The 15,268-nt window shown below is 74.1% G+C and carries 14 protein-coding genes; 8 read left to right on the plus strand and 6 right to left on the minus strand.

The window, feature by feature from the left end; translation table 11 throughout:
- Positions 1–8 precede the first annotated feature (8 nt).
- The 3 genes from AC07FY_RS18800 to AC07FY_RS18810 are packed head-to-tail and all read right to left on the minus strand — an operon-like array spanning position 9 to position 3,596.
- Positions 9–794, minus strand: coding sequence for a 3-oxoacyl-ACP reductase (locus AC07FY_RS18800; protein WP_479007539.1), 786 nt, complete (start codon positions 792–794; stop codon positions 9–11).
- Between the two features lie 4 nt (positions 795–798).
- Positions 799–2,178 carry an aldehyde dehydrogenase family protein gene (locus tag AC07FY_RS18805; protein WP_479007541.1) on the minus strand — a complete coding sequence of 460 codons (1,380 nt, stop codon included), beginning with the start codon at positions 2,176–2,178 and terminating at the stop codon, positions 799–801.
- Positions 2,179–2,213: 35 nt separating this feature from the next.
- Entirely contained in the window at positions 2,214–3,596 is a 1,383-nt protein-coding gene (locus AC07FY_RS18810; protein WP_479007542.1) for a glutamine synthetase family protein, read from the minus strand.
- Between the two features lie 76 nt (positions 3,597–3,672).
- On the opposite strand from AC07FY_RS18810, the gene AC07FY_RS18815 reads away from it, so the two are divergent.
- From AC07FY_RS18815 to AC07FY_RS18825, 3 genes are all read left to right on the plus strand, one after another.
- On the plus strand, positions 3,673–4,419 hold the full coding sequence (locus AC07FY_RS18815) for a FadR/GntR family transcriptional regulator (protein ID WP_479007544.1): 747 nt from the start codon (positions 3,673–3,675) through the stop codon (positions 4,417–4,419).
- A 118-nt stretch (positions 4,420–4,537) separates the two neighbouring features.
- A complete protein-coding gene (eat, locus tag AC07FY_RS18820) occupies positions 4,538–6,016 on the plus strand; it encodes an ethanolamine permease (RefSeq protein WP_479007546.1) in 1,479 nt (492 codons plus the stop codon).
- A 108-nt stretch (positions 6,017–6,124) separates the two neighbouring features.
- Positions 6,125–6,832: a gamma-glutamyl-gamma-aminobutyrate hydrolase family protein gene (locus AC07FY_RS18825; RefSeq protein ID WP_479007548.1), complete on the plus strand. Its 708-nt coding sequence runs from the start codon at positions 6,125–6,127 to the stop codon at positions 6,830–6,832.
- A gap of 73 nt (positions 6,833–6,905) precedes the next feature.
- On the opposite strand, the gene AC07FY_RS18830 is transcribed toward AC07FY_RS18825, so the two are convergent.
- Positions 6,906–7,829: a LysR family transcriptional regulator gene (locus tag AC07FY_RS18830; RefSeq protein WP_479007550.1), complete on the minus strand. Its 924-nt coding sequence runs from the start codon at positions 7,827–7,829 to the stop codon at positions 6,906–6,908.
- A gap of 70 nt (positions 7,830–7,899) precedes the next feature.
- Here AC07FY_RS18830 and AC07FY_RS18835 point away from each other — a divergent pair, with 70 nt between their 5' ends.
- Entirely contained in the window at positions 7,900–9,021 is a 1,122-nt protein-coding gene (locus AC07FY_RS18835) for a TDT family transporter (RefSeq protein WP_479007552.1), read from the plus strand.
- Between the two features lie 15 nt (positions 9,022–9,036).
- Here the strand turns inward: AC07FY_RS18835 and AC07FY_RS18840 are convergent, their stop codons facing one another.
- Positions 9,037–9,765, minus strand: a complete 729-nt coding sequence (locus AC07FY_RS18840) for a helical backbone metal receptor (RefSeq protein ID WP_479007553.1) — start codon at positions 9,763–9,765, stop codon at positions 9,037–9,039.
- Positions 9,766–9,770: 5 nt separating this feature from the next.
- Positions 9,771–10,418, minus strand: a complete 648-nt coding sequence (locus AC07FY_RS18845) for a helix-turn-helix domain-containing protein (RefSeq protein WP_479007555.1) — start codon at positions 10,416–10,418, stop codon at positions 9,771–9,773.
- A 181-nt stretch (positions 10,419–10,599) separates the two neighbouring features.
- Here AC07FY_RS18845 and AC07FY_RS18850 point away from each other — a divergent pair, with 181 nt between their 5' ends.
- The 4 genes from AC07FY_RS18850 to AC07FY_RS18865 all read left to right on the plus strand — a co-directional run bounded on the left by AC07FY_RS18850 (position 10,600) and on the right by AC07FY_RS18865 (position 15,256).
- Positions 10,600–11,505: a 5'-3' exonuclease gene (locus tag AC07FY_RS18850; RefSeq protein ID WP_479007619.1), complete on the plus strand. Its 906-nt coding sequence runs from the start codon at positions 10,600–10,602 to the stop codon at positions 11,503–11,505.
- A gap of 53 nt (positions 11,506–11,558) precedes the next feature.
- Complete coding sequence (locus AC07FY_RS18855; protein ID WP_479007557.1) at positions 11,559–12,398, plus strand: siderophore-interacting protein; 840 nt, start codon at positions 11,559–11,561, stop codon at positions 12,396–12,398.
- A 341-nt stretch (positions 12,399–12,739) separates the two neighbouring features.
- Entirely contained in the window at positions 12,740–14,272 is a 1,533-nt protein-coding gene (locus tag AC07FY_RS18860) for a serine hydrolase (protein WP_479007559.1), read from the plus strand.
- Between the two features lie 24 nt (positions 14,273–14,296).
- The gene (locus tag AC07FY_RS18865) at positions 14,297–15,256 is read left to right on the plus strand and encodes an RluA family pseudouridine synthase (RefSeq protein WP_479007561.1); all 960 of its coding nucleotides are present in this window, start codon (positions 14,297–14,299) and stop codon (positions 15,254–15,256) included.
- The last annotated feature ends 12 nt before the right edge of the window (positions 15,257–15,268 follow it).

Raw genomic sequence — 15,268 nt, forward strand, 5'->3', positions numbered from 1 at the left:
CCGGCGGGCTACAGCGGGGTGACGTACGCGCCGGAGATGCCGCCGTCGACCAGGAAGTCGGTGGCGTTGACGAAGGAGGAGTCGTCGCTGGCGAGGAAGGCGACGGCGGCGGCGATCTCGGTGGGCTCGGCGAACCGGCCCAGCGGGATGTGCACGAGCCGGCGGGCGGCGCGTTCGGGGTCCTTGGCGAACAGCTCCTGCAGCAGCGGGGTGTTGACCGGCCCCGGGCAGAGCGCGTTGACGCGGATGCCCTCGCGGGCGAACTGCACGCCGAGCTCGCGGGACATGGCCAGCACGCCGCCCTTGGAGGCGGTGTAGGAGATCTGCGAGGTGGCGGCGCCCATCACGGCCACGAAGGAGGCGGTGTTGATGATGGAGCCGCGGCCCTGGCGCTGCATGTAGGGCAGGGCGGCCTTGCAGCAGAGGTAGACGGAGGTGAGGTTGACGTCCTGGACGCGCTTCCACGCCTCCAGGCCGGTGGTGAGGATCGAGTCGTCCTCCGGCGGGGAGATGCCGGCGTTGTTGAAGGCGATGTCGACGGAGCCGTAGGTCTCGAAGGCCGTCCTGAAGAGGGCCTCGACTTCCTCGGGGCTGGTGACGTCGACCTTCACGAAGGTGCCGCCGACCTCCTCGGCCGCGGCCTTGCCGGCCGTCTCGTCGATGTCGCCGCAGACGACGCGGGCGCCCTCGGAGGCCAGGCGGCGGGCGGTGGCGAGGCCGATGCCGCTGCCGGCTCCGGTGATGACGGCGGTACGGCCGACCAGGCGGCGGCAGACGGTCTCTTCGGTGCTCATGGGTTCAGGCCTCCGTGCTGATGAAGACGTTCTTGGTCTCGGTGAAAGCGGTGAGGGCGTCGGGTCCGAGCTCCCGGCCGAGGCCGGACTGCTTGTAACCGCCGAAGGGGGTCCAGTAGCGGACGCTGCTGTGGGAGTTGACGGACAGGTTGCCGGCGGCGACGGCGCGCGAGACGCGCAGGGCGCGGCCGATGTCGCGGGTCCACAGGGAGCCGGAGAGGCCGTACTCGGTCGCGTTGGCCAGGCGTACGGCGTCCTCCTCGTCCTCGAAGGGCAGGACGACGGCGACGGGGCCGAAGACCTCCTCGGCGGCGACGGGGGCGGTGGGCGCGACGTCCGTGACGAGGGTCGGCGGATACCAGAAGCCGGGGCCCTCGGGGGCCTTGCCCCGCACGGCGGTGAGGTCGGCGGTGACGTAGGACCGGACGCGCTCCAGCTGGGTGCGGGAGATGAGCGGGCCCATCTGGGTCCGCTCGTCGAGGGGGTCGCCGACGGCCACGGATTCGACGGCGGGGATGACGAGCTCCAGGAACCGGTCGAGGACGGAGCGCTGGACGAGGATCCGGGTACGGGCGCAGCAGTCCTGCCCGCTGTTGTCGAGGAAGGCCATGGGGGCGGCGGCCGCGGCGGCTTCGAGGTCGGCGTCGGCGAAGACGATGTTGGGGCTCTTACCGCCCAGTTCGAGGGTGACGCGCTTCACCCGGTCGGCGCACTTGGCCATGATCTGCTTGCCGGTGCGGGTGGAGCCGGTGAACACGATCTTGGCGACGCCGGGGTGCTCGACCAGTGCGTCGCCCGCGACCGCGCCGTAGCCGGGGAGCACCTGGAAGAGGTGCTCGGGGAGCCCGGCTTCGAGGGCGAGTTCGGCGAGGCGCAAGGCGGTGAGCGGGGTGGTCTCGGCGGGTTTGAGGATGACGGCGTTGCCCGCGGCGAGGGCGGGGGCCAGGCCCCAGGCGGCGATCGGCATGGGGAAGTTCCAGGGGGCGATCACGCCGATGACGCCGAGGGGTTCCAGGAAGGTGACGTCGATGCCGCCGGCGACGGGGATCTGGCGGCCGGAGAGCCGTTCCACTCCCCCGGCGGCGAATTCCAGCAGGTCGCGCACGTTGCCGGCTTCCCAGCGGGCGTTGCCGATGGTGTGCCCGGCTTCGCGGACCTCCAGCCGGGCCAGTTCCTCGAGGTGGCCGTCGACGGCGGCGGCGAAGCGGCGCAGGAGGCGGGCCCGGTCGGCGGGGGCGGCCGCCGCCCAGCCGCGCTGGGCCGCGGCGGCTCGGGCGACGGCCGCGTCGACGTCGTCCCGTGTGGCGGCCGGGACGATGGCGACGATCTCCTCGGTGGCCGGGTTCAGCACTTCGAGGGGGAGGGGGACCAGCACATCGGACACGTGGTGCCTCGCAGACGTTCGGTCGGTTCGGTGGGTCACAGGCGTTCGAAGGAGCGGCGCAGCTCCCAGTCGGTCACCGCGGAGTCGTACGCGTCGAGTTCCACGCGGGCCATGTTGCGGTAGTGGGCGACGACCTCGGGGCCGAAGGCGGCCTTGGCGATCTCGCTGTTCTCCCACAGCTCGGCGGCCTCGCGCAGGGTCGTGGGCACATGCGCGTAGTCGGCGGTGTAGGCGTTGCCGGTGCACACCTCGGGCAGTTCGAGGCGGTTCTCGATGCCGTGGAGGCCGGCCGCGACCAGGCCCGCGACGGCGAGGTAGGGGTTGACGTCGCCGCCGGGCAGGCGGTTTTCGAAGCGCAGGGAGCGGCCGTGGCCGACGACCCGGAGCGCGCAGGTCCGGTTGTCGACGCCCCAGGCGACGGCGGTCGGCGCGAAGGATCCCGGCCGGAAGCGCTTGTAGGAGTTGATGTTGGGGGCGTAGAGAAGGGAGAAGTCGCGCAGCGCGGCGAGCTGGCCGGCCAGGAAGTGGCGCATGACCGGGGACATGCCGGGTCCCCGCTCGTCGCCGTCCCCGTCGGGGGCGGCCATCGCGTTGCGTCCGTCGGCGTCGGCCAGGGAGAGGTGGATGTGGCAGGAGTTGCCCTCCCGCTCGTCGTACTTGGCCATGAAGGTGAGCGACACGCCCTCCTGGGCGGCGATCTCCTTCGCCCCGGTCTTGTAGACGGCGTGCTGGTCGCAGGTGGTCAGCGCCTCGTCGTAGCGGAAGGCGATCTCGTGCTGGCCGAGGTTGCACTCTCCCTTCGCCGACTCCACGGTCAGGCCCGCGTCCCGCATCTCGTTGCGGATGCGGCGCAGCAGGGGTTCGATGCGGCCGGTTCCGAGGACGGAGTAGTCGATGTTGTACTGGTTGGCGGGGGTCAGGCCGCGGTAACCCGCGTTCCATGCCTGTTCGTAGGTGTCCTGGAAGACCATGAACTCCAGTTCGGTGCCGACCATCGCGGTGTGGCCGTGCTCGGCCAGCCGCTCGAGCTGGCGGCGCAGGATCTGCCGCGGGGCGGCCACGACGGGCGTCCCGTCGTTCCAGGCGAGGTCGGCGAGGAGGAGGGCGCTGCCGGGGTTCCAGGGGATCCGGCGCAGGGTGGCGGGGTCGGGGTGCATGGCGAAGTCGCCGTATCCCCGGTCCCAGGAGGACATCTCGTACCCGTCGACGGTGTTCATCTCGGTGTCGACGGCGAGGAGGTAGTTGCAGCCCTCGGTGCCGTGGGCGAGGACCTCGTCGAGGAAGAACTGTGCGGCGAACCGCTTGCCCTGGAGGCGCCCCTGCATGTCGGGGAAGGCCAGGACGACTGTGTCGATCTCGCCGGCGGCCACCAGGGAGCGGAGCTCCTCGGTCGCCAGCGGCGGCTTGCGGTCTACCACGGGATTCTCTCCTTCGGTGAGCCGAGGACGCCTAAGGTATTGAAAAGAACCATTGCTTGGGAAGGGGTGGGGCCGGATGGGCGACACGGCGAGCGGGGACGGCGCGATCGCGCGGCTGAACCCCGTGCTGCGGCAGGTGCGCGCGGGCAACGGTTTCGAGGAGGCGCTGGAGCAGATCCTCCAGGTCGTCCGACTGGGCCTGGTGCCGGGCGGCGAACGGCTGCCGCCCGAGCGCGAGCTGGCCGAGCGGATGGGGATCAGCCGGGTCACCCTGCGCGAGGTGCTGAAGGTCCTGCAGGACCAGGGGCTGGTGGAGGCGCGCCGCGGCCGGTACGGCGGAACCTTCGTGCTGCACCGCCCGGACCCCCCGGCGGGCGGCGCCGAGGAGGAGCTGCGCCGGCGCGTCGCGGGCGTGGACATCGAGGACGCCCTGCGGTTCCGCGAGGTCCTGGAGGTGGGGGCGGCCGGGCTGTGCGCCGCGCAGGGGCTGGCCGAGGCGGACGTCGAACGGCTGCTCGCCGCCCTGACCGCCACCCACGACGCCCCGCTGGCCGACTACCGGCGCCAGGACACCCTCTTCCACCTGACCCTGTGCGAACTGGCCGGGTCCGCCACGCTGACGGCGCAGTACGCCGCCGTCCGGGCCACGGTCAACGAACTGCTGGACTGCATTCCGCTGCTGGTGCGCAATCTGGAGCACTCGCAGCAGCAGCACACCGCCCTGGTGGAGGCGGTGCTGGAGCGGGACGCGGACGGGGCCCGCGCGGTGATGCGCGAGCACTGCTGCGGCACGGCGGCACTGCTGCGCGGCTTCCTGGCATGAACCCGCGGGCTCCGGGGGAGGCTCCTCCGGCGCCTGTCCGGTGCACGGCCCTTGCGCTTCCCCCCGCCCTACGGCAAAGGTACGCCCCACAACCATTGCCCCGAGGCAGGAGCGCACGATGGCCGACGACATCGAGGCACGGCTGAGCGCCGTCCCCGCACCCACCCCGTCCGGCGAGGGCGGCGGCAGCCACGACGACTACCTCGAGCGGCGCACGCTGCGCCGGGGCAGCGCCGGCTGGTTGCTGCTGATGGGCCTCGGTGTGGCGTACGTGGTCTCGGGCGACTTCTCCGGCTGGAACGTGGGCCTCGACAAGGGCGGCTTCGGCGGCCTCGCCATCGCCACCGTCCTGATGGGGACCATGTACGCCTGCCTGGTCTTCTCCCTGGCGGAGCTCTCCACCATCCTGCCCACCGCGGGCGGCGGTTACGGCTTCGCCCGCCGCGCGCTCGGCCCCTGGGGCGGCTTCCTCACCGGCACCGCCATCCTCATCGAGTACATCCTGGCCCCGGCCGCGATCGTCATCTTCATCGGCGACTACGTGGAGTCCCTCGGCCTGTTCGGCCTCACCTCCGGCTGGCCCGTCTACCTCGCCTGCTTCGCGGTCTTCATCGGGGTCCACCTCTGGGGCGTCGGCGAGGCGCTGCGCTTCAGCCTGGTCGTCACCGCCATCGCCGTCGCCGCACTGCTGGTCTTCGCGGTGGGCGCCTTCACCGAGTTCGACGCCTCCGGCCTCGACGACATCCCGGTGGACGCGGACGCCTTCGGTGCGAGCTCCTGGCTGCCGCTCGGCCTGCTCGGCATCTGGGCCGCGTTCCCGTTCGGCATGTGGTTCTTCCTGGGCGTGGAGGGCGTGCCGCTGGCCGCGGAGGAGGCCAAGGACCCGGTCCGCTCGATGCCGAGGGCGCTGGCCGTCTCCATGGGCGTCCTGGCGCTGCTGGCCCTGATCACCTTCTTCGCGGCGACCGGCGCGCGGGGCGCGGACGCGATCAGGTCCGCGGGCAACCCGCTGGTCGTCGCGCTGGAGGGGGACGGCGGCCCGACCGCGCTGAGCCGCTTCGTGAACTACGCGGGCCTGGCGGGCCTCGTGGCCTCCTTCTTCTCCCTCATCTACGCGGGCTCCCGCCAGCTCTTCGCCCTCTCCCGGGCCGGCTACCTCCCCCGGTTCCTCTCGCTCACCTCGCAGCGCAAGGCTCCGTACCTGGGCCTGCTCATCCCCGGCGCAATCGGCTTCCTCCTCGCCGCGGCCACCGGAAACGGCGCCCGCATGCTCAACATCGCGGTGTTCGGCGCGACCATCTCCTACGCCCTGATGGCCCTCTCGCACATCGTGCTGCGCCGCCGGGAGCCGGACCTCCAGCGGCCCTACCGCACCCCGGGCGGCGTCCTGACCTCTTCGGTGGCCTTCGTACTCGCCCTGTCGGCCCTGGTCGCCACCTTCCTGGTGGACCGGGACGCCGCATTCATCGCGTTGGCCGTGTACGCGGTCGCCCTGGCCTACTTCGCCCTCTACAGTCGGCACCACCTCGTGGCCTCGGCACCCGAGGAGGAGTTCGCGGCGCTGGCGCGGGCCGAGGCGGAACTGTCCCGCGACTGACTCCTGCCCCCGCACCGCCCGGCCGGCCCCCCGTACCGCCCCGCACCGCCCGGTCCGCCCCGACCCGCCCCCGTCCCACCCGCACCGCGCCCCTCCGGAGGTAGAGCCGTGCCACGGCCGCTCATCGGCATCACCACCTACGTCGAGCAATCCACCCGCTACGGCGTGTGGGACCTCTCGACCTCCCTGGTCCCCTCGGGGTATTACGAACTCGTCCAGGCGGCGGGCGGCGCGGCCGTGCTGCTGCCGCCGGACGAACCGGACGCGGCGGCGGAGGTGCTGGGCCGGGTGGACGCACTGGTCGTCGCGGGCGGTCCGGACGTGGACCCGGTGCACTACGGGGCTCCGCGCGACTCCCGTACGGGCGCGCCCGCGACCGTCCGCGACCACTGGGAGCTGGCCCTGCTCGCCGCCGCCCTGGAGGCGGACGTGCCGGTGCTCGGGATCTGCCGGGGGATGCAGGCGCTGAACGTGGCCCTCGGCGGCACGCTGGTCCAGCACATCGACGGCCACTTCGACATCCAGGGCCAGATGTCCTGGCACCCGGTCCGCCCGGTCCCCGGCACCCGGTACGCGGCCTTGGTCCCGGAGGAGGCCCGGGTCCCGACCTACCACCACCAGGCCGTCGCACGGCTGGGCCGCGGCCTGGTCGCCTCCGCGCACGCGGTCGACGGCACGGTGGAGGCGATCGAACTGCCCGACCCCGAACGGTGGGTCCTGGGCGTCCAGTGGCATCCGGAGCGGGACGGGGACACCCGGGTGATGGCCTCCCTGGTCGAGGCCGCCACCGCGCGCAGTGCGGTCCCGGTGGCCTGATCGGCGTCCGGCCCCCGCTCGAGCACCGCCGCATCGCTCCGCCCTCGCCCGATCGGCCCGGAGCGGGCGGACCTCACGGCCGGCGGCGGGTCAGCGAGAGCAGGTCGCGGGCCGGCCCCGCCGGGCGGGCGCCCGCCGGCCAGACCGCCCGCAGGGCCCGTCCCAGCGCGGCGCCGGCCACCGGCACCTCCACCAGCCGCCGCGCCGCCAGCTCGTCCCCCAGCGCCAGCTCCGACAGCACGCACGGCCCGGCCCCGCTGAGCGCCGCCGCCTTGACGGCGGTGGTCGACGCCAGCTCCAGCAGCGGGGCGGCCAGCCCCCCGCGCCCCGCCAGTGCCGCGTCCAGCACCTGCCGCGTGCCCGACCCCCGCTCCCGCAGGATCAGCGGGGCCGCCGCCAGCTCCGCCACCTCCACCCCCTTCGTGCGGCGCGCCCAGGCGTGCCCCGGTGCCACCGCCACCACCAGCCGGTCCTGCGCGATCACCGCGGAGTCCAGCCCCTCGGGGACGGTCAGCCCCTCCACGAAGCCGACGTCCGCCTCGTGGTTCAGGACCCGCTCCGCCACGTCCGCCGAATTGCCCGCGTGCAGCGACACCGCCGTGTCCGGCCGCTGCCCGCGCAGCGCGATCAGCCACCCGGGCAGCAGGTACTCCGCGATCGTCATGCTGGCCGCCACGCGCAACCGCGAGTCCCGCCGCCCGCGCAGCGCCTGCGCCCCCGCGTCGAAGGCCTCCGCCGCCTCCACGACCTGCCGGGCCCAGTCGGTCACCAGCGCGCCCTCCGCCGTCAGCGTCGACCCCCGCGGCGAACGGTCCACCAGCGCCACCCCGAGCCGCGCCTCCATCGCCCGGATCCTGCTGCTCGCCGCGGGCTGGGTGATCCCCAGCCGCCGGGCGGCGCCGCTGAGGCTCCCCACCCGCGCCACGGCGAGCAGCAGTTCCAGCGCCCCCAGGTCCGGCACCCGGTGCGCCAGCGGCACCCGCTCCTCATTAGCCATAACATCAGTTTATGGCCTTATAGACAGGTGGCCTCTGCCGTTCGGCCCCTACCGGCAGGACGCTGGACCCATGGCCACCACCCTCGTGCGACCCCGCACCCCTTCCGCCCCCGCGCCCACCGCCCACAAGGCGCCGGCGCTGCGGCACCTCGGCCCCAACTGGTACGCCTGCGTCATGGGCACCGCCATCATCGCCAACGCCGGCGCGGCCCTGCCCCACCAGCTCCCCGGCCAGCGCGTGGCCTGCCAGCTCGCCTGGGCGCTGTCCGCGGTCATGCTCGCCGTGCTGCTCACCGCCCGCGCCGGCCACTGGCTCCACCACCCCGACCAGGCCCGCGCCCACCTCCTGGACCCCGCCGTCGCCCCCTTCTACGGCTGCCTCGCGATGGCTCTGCTGGCCGTCGGCTGCGGCACGCTCCTCGTCGGCAAGGACCTCATCGGGACCGGCGCCGCCGTCGCCGTGGACGCCGTGCTCTTCACCGCCGGCACCGCCGTCGGCCTGCTCGCGGCGGTGGCCGTGCCCTACCTGATGGTGGTCCGGCACAAGGTCGAGCCCCGGCAGGCCACCCCCGTCTGGTTGCTCCCGCTGGTCGCCCCGATGGTCTCGGCCGCCGTCGGCCCCCTGCTGATCCCCCATCTGCCCGCCGGCCAGCCCCGCGAGGCCCTGCTGCTGGCCTGCTACGCGATGTTCGGCATCAGCCTGCTGGCCACGCTGCTGATGCTGCCCCTGGTCTTCGGCCGGCTGCTCGTGGGCGGCCCCCTCCCCCTGCTCCTGACCCCCACGCTGTTCCTGGTCCTCGGCCCCCTCGGGCAGTCCACCACCGCCGTGAACCAGCTCGCCGACATGGCCCCGCAGTCGATCGGCGCCCCCTACGCCGACGCCCTCGGCGCCTTCGCGGTCGTCTACGGAGTCCCCGTGATGGGCTTCGCCCTGCTGTGGCTGGCCCTCGCCGCGGCCCTGCTGGTCCGGGCCGCCCGCGACGGCATGGGCTTCGCGATGACCTGGTGGGCGCTGACCTTCCCCGTCGGCACCTGCGTCACCGGCGCGGCCGGCCTGGCCCGGCACACCGGCCTGAGCGCCTTCGCGTGGCTCGCCGCGGTCCTCTTCCTCGCCCTGCTGACCGCCTGGCTGCTCGCCGCCGCCCACACCCTGCGCGGCCTGTCCACCGGCCGCCTCCTGCCCGCCGCCTAGCGGGCGGGCCGCCGCCTAGCGGGCGACGCGCGCCTGCCGCAGCGCCCCGGCCAGCACGGCCGGGGCCTCGGCGAGCGAGGGCCCGTACCAGGTGAGGTGGCGGCCGCTGACCAGCGCGGCGGGCAGGCCGGGGAACGCCTCCGGGCCGTCCTGCGCGGTGAAGCGGTACGGCTCGTCCGGGAGCACCGCCAGATCGCAGCCCGCCGCCGCGAGCTCCTCCACCGGGATCCTGGGATACCGCTCGGGGTGCCCCGCGTAGACGTTGCGCACGCCCAGCCGGGCGAGCAGGTCGCCCGCGAAGGTGTCCCGGCCGAGCACCATCCACGGCCGCCGCCACACCGGCACGAAGGCCGTCCGTTCGGCGGCCGGCTCCACCCGGGCCCACGCGGCCTCGGCGTCCGCCAGCCAGCCGGGCCTGGCCAGCCCCAGCACCCCGACCAGCAGCCGGTCCAGTTCCCGCAGGGCCTGCGCCAGGTCGCGCACCTCGGTGACGAGCACCGGGAGTCCGGCCGCCCGCAGCGCCGCCAGGTCCACGGCGCGGTTCTCCTCCTCGTTGGCGATCACCAGGTCCGGGCGCAGCGCAGCGATGGCGCGTACGTCGGGGTTCTTCGTCCCTCCGACGCGCGCCGCGCCCCCCAGGTCCGCGGGGTGCGTGCACCAGTCGGTGACCCCGACCAGCAGGCCGGGCGCGCTGACGGCCACCGCCTCGGTCAGGGACGGCACCAGCGAGACGATCCGGCGCACGGCGCTCAGTGCTCCGGGGACGGCGGCTCGGAGGTCGCGTGGATGTGCTCGCCCACCGCCACGACCAGGATCCGGGTGTCCTCGGTGACGGCCCGCCAGCGATGGCGTACGCCTCCCGACAGGAACAGCGCGTCGCCGCTCTCCAGCCGGTAGGCCCGCCCTTCCGCCTCCACCTGGCAGGCGCCCGCGACCACGTACATCAGCTCGTCGTTGCGGTGCTGGTACTCGCGCCCCGCGTCCTGGTCCCCGGTGAACTCCAGGGCGTGCAGCTGGTGGTGCCCGCGGACGAGGGGCCGCACGCCCGGCACCGGCGTGAGCCCGGAGGCGTCACCGGCCCGTACGAGGTCCACCGTGCGCGCGGTGTCGGACGCGGCGAGCAGCTCCACGGCCGTGGTCTCCAGCGCGTCGGCGACCCTCTCCAGGGACCGCATGCTGGGCCGGGCCCGCTCGTTCTCTATCTGGCTCAGGAACGGGACCGACAGCCCGCTGCGCGCCGACACGGCGGCCAGGGTCAGGTGGAGGGCGCGGCGCCGCTTGCGCACGGCCACGCCCACCCGGAGCGGCTCCTTGCCGTCCTTTTCCTTGTCCTTGTCGCTGCCCGTGCCCTTGGGGCGTTCGTCGTCCAGGCCGTCCGTGCCGTCCCTGTCGTTCATGTCGGGGCTGCCCTCCCCTTGTCCGTCGCACATCGGTGTGCTGTAAGCACCTTACGCAGCATCCGCCCCACGTTTCGCGTGCACGGCTGTTCCCGTACGGGAGCGCTCACGGTCCGTGGCCGCCCGGGCGGCTCCCGGGCGGCGTTGCGGCATCATCGTCTGCGTGACGACACGACGCCTGATGCTCCTGGACACCGCCTCCCTCTACTACCGGGCCTACTTCGGTGTGCCGGACTCCGTGAAGGCCCCCGACGGCACTCCGGTCAACGCCGTGCGCGGCCTGCTCGACTTCATCGGCCGGCTGGTCCAGGACCACCGCCCGGACGACCTCGTGGCCTGCATGGACGCCGACTGGCGGCCGCACTGGCGGGTGGAGCTGATCCCCTCCTACAAGGCCCACCGGGTCGCCGTGGAGACCCCGGCGGGACCGGACGTGGAGGAGACGCCCGACACGCTGGCCCCGCAGGTCCCGATCATCGAGGCGGCGCTGGACGCCTTCGGCATCGCCCGGGTCGGCGTGGCCGGTTACGAGGCGGACGACGTGATCGGCACCCTCACCGCCCGCGCGACGGGCCCGGTGGACATCGTCACCGGCGACCGGGACCTGTACCAGCTGGTGGACGACGCCCGGGGGCGGCGGGTCCTCTACCCCCTCAAGGGCGTCGGCAGCCTGCAGGTGACGGACGAGGCGTGGCTGCGCGAGAAGTACGGGGTGGACGGTCCCGGGTACGCGGACCTGGCCCTGCTGCGCGGGGACCCGAGCGACGGCCTGCCGGGCGTTCCGGGCATCGGCGAGAAGACGGCGGCGAAGCTGCTCGACGCCTACGGCTCGCTCGCCGGGATCATCGCGGCGGTCGACGACCCGAAGTCGAAGCTGACCCCCGCCCAGCGCAAGCGCCTGGACGAATCCCGCCCCTATCTGGCCGTGGCCCCGAAGGTGGTCCAGGTGGCCTCCGACGTCCCGCTGCCGCCGTTCGACCCTGCCCTGCCGGCCGCCCCGGCCCAGCCCGAGCTCGTCGACGCCCTCGCCCGTCGGTGGGGTCTGGGTGGAGCCGTGTCGCGTCTCAGCAGCGCGCTCCGGCCATGAGATGCTAACTTAGGTAATCCTAAGCTTGGTTCTGGGGAGTCAGGGGAGACACCGTGGCAGAAGGACGCGCCCGTTCCGTCGGCACCGCCGTCGTCGTACGCACCGAGCGGCTCACGCCGCACATGGTGCGCCTGGTTCTGGGCGGTGACGGACTGGCCGGGTTCGGCGCGGGCGAGTTCACCGACCACTACGTCAAGATCCTCTTCCCGCCGCAGGGCGTCCGGTACCCCGAGCCGTGGGACCTGGAGCGGATCCGCGCCCACTTCCCGCGGACGCAGTGGCCGAGACAGCGCGCGTACACCGTCCGGCGGTGGGACGCGGCCCGCCGGGAGCTGACGCTCGACTTCGTCGTCCACGGGGACGAGGGCCTGGCCGGGCCCTGGGCCGCGCGCGTCCAGCCCGGCGAGGTCGTCCGGTTCCTCGGCCCGGGCGGCGCCTACGCCCCCGACCCGACGGCCGGCTGGCACCTGCTGGTCGGCGACGAGAGCGCGCTGCCGGCGATCGCGGCGGCGATGGAGCGGATGCCGGCGGGTGCGCGGGTGCACGCCTTCGTGGAGGTCGACGGCCCGTCGGCGGAGCAGAGGATCACCACCCCGGACGGCATCGCCCCGGTCTGGCTGCACCGCGGCGAGCGGCCGATCGGCGAGGCGCTGGTCGAGGCGGTCACGGCGCTGGAGTTCCCCTCCACGGACGTCTGCGCCTTCGTGCACGGCGAGGCGGGTTTCGTGAAGGACCTGCGCCGCCACCTCCGGCTGGAACGCGGCATCGCCCGCGAACGCCTCTCGATCTCCGGCTACTGGCGCCTGGGCGAGACGGACGAGGGCTGGCGCGCGATCAAGCGCGACTGGAACGCGGCGGTGGAAGCCGAACAGGACCACGCAACCGCCGCCTAGCCGCCTGCGGCGAAGCCCGGGTACGCAGGCACCAGCCCCAGCGCCCGGGCCGGATCCCCGGCAGCGCCCCCGAACCCCCATCAGCCCCGCCGGCGTTTGAGGCGCGGGGTCCGGGCCGGAGCCCCGGCAACGGCGCCGCACCCGACCACCACGCGCCGACAGATCACGCACAGCACCGAGCCCCATCCAGCCCCGCCGGCGTTTGAGGCGCGGGGTCCGGGGCGGAGTCCCGGCAGCACCCCCGAGCCACATCCAGCCCGGGCCGACGGCTGAGACGCGGGGCCCCCGCTGCGGCGCCGCCACCCCGCGCGGATCCCCGGCCCCGGCGGGACAATGAGCCCATGCACATGCTCCGCGCAGCGGTCACGGCCGGGGCAGCCGTCCTGCTGGTCACCGCAGGGACGACGGCCCCCAGCCCACCCCCCGCCCCGAAGCCCGCGCTCAGCGACGCGGCCGTGGCGAAGGCGGTGGCCCGCCTCGACGGCACGGTCCGGGAGATGATGCGCCGCACCGGCGTCCCCGGCGTCTCGGTGGCCGTCGTCCACGACGACGAGGTCGTCCACCTCCAGGGCTTCGGCGTCCGCCGTACCGGCGAGAGCGCCGCCGTCAGCCCCGACACCGTCTTCCAGATCGCCTCCCTCTCCAAGCCGGTGTCCTCCACCGTCGTGGCCGGCACCCTCACCGACCCCGACCAGTGGGACCGCCACACCACCCTCCCCGGTTTCTCCCTCAAGGACCCCTGGGTCACCGGCCACGTCACCACCGCCGACCTGTTCTCCCACCGCAGCGGCCTGCCCGACCACGCCGGCGACCTCCTCGAGGACCTCGGCTACGACCGGACCTACATCCTCGACCACCTGCGCCTGGCCCCGCTGTCCCCGTTCCGCGCGAGCTACGCGTACACCAACTTCGGTCTGACCGCCGCCGCCGAGGCCATCGCCCGCGCCAAGGCGACCACCTGGCAGAAGCTCAGCGCCGACACCCTGTTCAGGCCCGCCGGCATGACGCACACCAGCACCGAGTTCTCCGCGTTCGTCAACTCCCCCGACCACGCCGCGACCCACGTCAAGGCCCCCGACGGGGCCTGGAGCCCGCGCTTCGTGCGCAACCCCGACGCGCAGGCCCCGGCCGGCGGCGTCAGTTCCACCGCGCGCGACATGTCCCGCTGGCTGCGCCTGCAGCTCGCCGGCGGCACCCTGGACGGGAAGCGGATCATCCCCGCCGACACCCTGGCCCGCACCCACGTCCCCCACGTCGTCTCGCAGCCGCCGGCCGGCGCCACCGCCCGCACCGGCTTCTACGGCCTCGGCTGGAACGTCTCCTACGACGACGCTGGCCGGTTGCGCCTGAGCCACTCCGGGGCCTTCGAGCTGGGTGCCAACACCAACGTCACCATGCTCCCGCTGGAGCGCCTGGGCATCGTCGTCCTGACCAACGGCGCCCCCGTCGGACTGGCCGACGCCGTCGCCCTGGACTTCTTCGACTTCGCCGAGCACGGCAAGGCCACCGCCGACTGGCTGGGTCTGGCCGGCTCCCTCTACGAGCAGATGGAGCAGGCGGGCCGCTCCCCCACCGACTACGCCTCGCCGCCCGCCTCCGCCCGGCCGGCCCAGGACAGCGCCGCGTACACCGGCAGCTACGTCAGCCCCTACTACGGCAAGGCCACCGTCACCGCCGACGACACCGGCGCGCTGACCCTGGCCCTCGGGCCGAAGCCGCTGCGGTTCCCCCTGACCCACTACGACGGCGACACCTTCAGCTTCGAGACCACCGGCGAGAACGCGGTCGGCCGCACCGGGGTGACCTTCGCCGACGGCACGCTCCGCGTCGAGTACCTCGACGCCGACCACCTGGGCACCTTCACCGAGCAGTAGCGTGTCGGCATAGCCTTGTCTCCGATGAGACGCCGAACCCCGCCGCCCCCCTCCCCCCTCCCCCAGCGCGCCGGCATCGACCCGGTCCGACTGCGCCTGCCCCCCGATCCGGACGGGACCTGGCCCGATCTCGGCAGCTACCTCGCCGCGCACTACGCGGGCGGCCCGGGCGCCGGGGCGGTGGCCCGGCTGCTGGAGGCGGGCCGGGTGCTGGGGCCCGGCGGCCGGGTCCTGCACGCGCGCGACCCGTACGAGCCGGGCGGCCACCTGTGGTTCCACCGCGACCTTCCCGTGGAGGCGCCCGTCCCGTTCCCGATCCGCGTCGTGTACCGCGACGCGCACCTCCTGGTCGCGGACAAGCCGCACTTCCTCGCGACCACCCCGCGCGGCAGCCACGTCACCCAGACCGCCCTCGCCCGGCTCCGTGCGGAACTGGACCTGCCGGCCCTGAGCCCGGCGCACCGGCTGGACCGGCTGACGGCGGGGCTGGTGCTCTTCAGCGTCCGGCCCGAGGACCGCGGGGCGTACCAGCTCCTGTTCCAGCAGCGCCGGGTCCGCAAGGAGTACGAGGCGCTGGCACCGCACGACCCGGCGCTCTCCCTACCGCGCACGGTCCGCAGCCGCATCGAGAAGGCCCGCGGGGTCATCGCGGCGGTGGAGGTGCCGGGCGCGGAACCCAACGCGGAGAGCCGGGTGGAACTGACCGGGACCCGGGACACGGTGGGCCGCTACCGGCTGACCCCGCACACGGGCCGCACCCACCAGCTGCGCGTGCACATGAACAGCCTCGGGGTGCCCATCCTGGGCGACCCGGTCTACCCGCAGGTCACCGACCCCGCCCCGGACGACTACCGGCGCCCGCTGCAACTCCTCGCCCGGGCCTTGGAGTTCACCGACCCGGTCACCGGCATCAGCCACCGCTTCGAGAGCGACCGCACCCTGCGGGCCTGGGAGGACCCCGCCGCCTGGGAGGCGGGGTCCTGATCCACGGCCCGG

This window comes from Streptomyces sp. NPDC045967, assembly GCF_056430495.1.